This window comes from Photobacterium sp. WH77 (assembly GCF_022014395.1).
Classification (GTDB): Bacteria; Pseudomonadota; Gammaproteobacteria; order Enterobacterales; family Vibrionaceae; genus Photobacterium; species Photobacterium arenosum.
Genome location: NZ_JAKLTE010000044.1, coordinates 1 through 2,232, shown reverse-complemented (window position 1 = coordinate 2,232; position 2,232 = coordinate 1). Strand labels below are relative to the sequence as shown.

Annotated in this window: 2 protein-coding genes; one reads left to right on the top strand and one right to left on the bottom strand. The window is 47.3% G+C overall.

Features of this window, described 5'->3' with window-relative positions; genetic code table 11:
* Nucleotides 1-253 precede the first annotated feature (253 nt).
* Nucleotides 254-925 carry a DUF2071 domain-containing protein gene (locus tag L6J37_RS21140; RefSeq protein ID WP_237796511.1) on the bottom strand — a complete coding sequence of 224 codons (672 nt, stop codon included), beginning with the start codon at nt 923-925 and terminating at the stop codon, nt 254-256.
* Between the two features lie 12 nt (nt 926-937).
* Between L6J37_RS21140 and L6J37_RS21135 the strand changes: the two genes are divergently transcribed.
* Nucleotides 938-2,200 (top strand): IS256 family transposase, encoded by a 1,263-nt coding sequence (locus L6J37_RS21135; protein WP_237796510.1) that lies wholly within the window; start codon nt 938-940, stop codon nt 2,198-2,200.
* The last annotated feature ends 32 nt before the right edge of the window (nt 2,201-2,232 follow it).

The window sequence follows — 2,232 nt, the reverse complement described above, 5'->3', positions numbered from 1 at the left end:
GGTTGTGTCATCAATGGACATTCTCAAGCCGTCATTTCTGCGACAGGCGGAAGTCCACAAAACGAATACGATTTTTAAGGCTGCGTAAGTATGTCGCGCTTGAGTCTGATAATTCTCTTGGCTGTATCTGACGCGCGCCAGTGACTCTTTGCTGGCAAAAATAGTCACCAGAAATGCCTTTGTTTCTCTGGTGTTGTCCGGGCCGGTTGTAGGCGCTCCCAGCGCCGACAACCTAAAAATTCGTCCTGAATTTTTACCCTATAACTGTTGGTGGCAAGTAAATAGTAAATTCATTTATAGGCTCAATTAAGACACTGTACGGAGCATGTTGCTCCGATTCATGGACGATACCGAGCTCAGATAAAAGCTTAAATTTTGCTGACAGTAATTTAGCTGGTTTTACATTTAGCTCTTTATGCCACACCCGATAAGTGCCTAGTTTTTTGTCTCTTCGGTAATAAAACCCAGCCAAAGGATGCGTGAGATAAACTAATGCAGTCTCAGTATCTGGGAATCCCGTAAAGTCAAATGAATCAGATTCTGATTGGACTAAATCAACAGATGCTTCGGCCCAACTTGACTCCGTTTCCATATGGTATTTATCGTACAAACCAGTAACTTCATTTAAGGTACAATCGAAGCTAACTTTTCCCGCATGCCAGGGAAGATTCCATAAATATTTTGGTACAGTGAGTGTCCAAGAATCTAAAATTGTCCCCAGAAACCAAACGCAGCGTTCCCCCGTTTTGGTATCAATGATATATATTCGATAGTTTGTTTGCCCCATGGTAAATTTGGGGAACGGGAAAACGGCCGAAGTAAAATCAACATCAATAAATGGCGAGCTATAGTAATTTCTGGTGTATGAGCAAAAAAGAATGCGGTGTAACCTGTTGATTGATCTCGCCAGATCAACAACCAACAAGGATTACACCGCATGGACAACAATCATAACGTTACTGAGCTGCATAAACCAGACAACCCGCTCAATGAACTGCTGAAACAAGGTGCGCAGCAGTTGTTGGCTCAAGCCATAGAAGCGGAAGTTCAAGCCTTGCTAGAGCAGTTCGCATCGCTCCAAATTGACGGAAAGCAAGCCGTGGTACGGAATGGTCATTTGCCTGAGCGCACACTTCAGACAGGCCTTGGTGATATCACCGTTAAAGTGCCCAAAGTTCGTGATAGAACAGGGAGCAAGATTAAGTTCAACAGCAAACTGGTACCGCCCTATCTCAAGCGAACCAAGAACATTGAAGAACTCATTCCCTGGCTCTATTTACGGGGGATTTCAACAGGCGATATGCAGCCTGCCCTGGAATCTCTTCTGGGCAAGCAAGCCACGGGGTTGTCAGCAAATAGTGTTTCCCGCCTCAAGCAACAATGGGAAGCGGAATACGACCAGTGGCGTAAAAGAGACCTGAGTAAACGACGGTATGTCTATATCTGGGCCGATGGCGTTTACAGCAAAGTACGTATGGATGACAAGCTTTGCCTGCTGGTTGTTATTGGTGTCGACGACACAGGCCGCAAGGAAGTGCTGGCGGTCGTTGACGGGTACCGAGAATCAGAGGCCAGTTGGCTTGAAGTTCTGTCGCAACTGACTTCACAGGGCATGACCATCGCTCCTGAACTCGCGATTGGTGACGGTGCACTGGGCTTTTGGAATGCGGCCGCCAAACACTGGCCGACCACACGTCATCAGCGCTGCTGGGTGCACAAAACCGCGAATGTGTTGAACAAAGTTCCTAAGTCTGTTCAGCCAAGAATGAAAGAGTCGCTTCACGATATCTGGATGGCAGAAACACGCAAGGACGCTTATGAAGCCTTTGAGCTGTTTGAGAAGCGGTATGGTGCCAAATATCCTAAGGCAGTTGAGTGTCTGAGCAAAGACAAGGCAAAAATGCTGGCGTTTTACGACTTCCCGGCAGAGCATTGGACTCACATCCGAACGACGAACCCGATCGAGTCAATGTTCGCGACGGTGAGGTTGAGAACCAACAAGACGAAGAGTTGCGGGAGCCGGAAAACCACGCTTTCAATGGCCTGCAAACTGATGAGAACTGCCGAGGCAAATTGGCGGAAACTGAGAGGATTTAAGCTGCTCGCGGACGTTATCAAAGGGGTAAAATTCCGAGATGGTGTTCGCGAGCCTGAGGGAGATCAGCAGGGCACAGCTTTGGATGCCGTACACCAGATTTGACCATAGCTCTAAATGGCACTACTGATATTAGC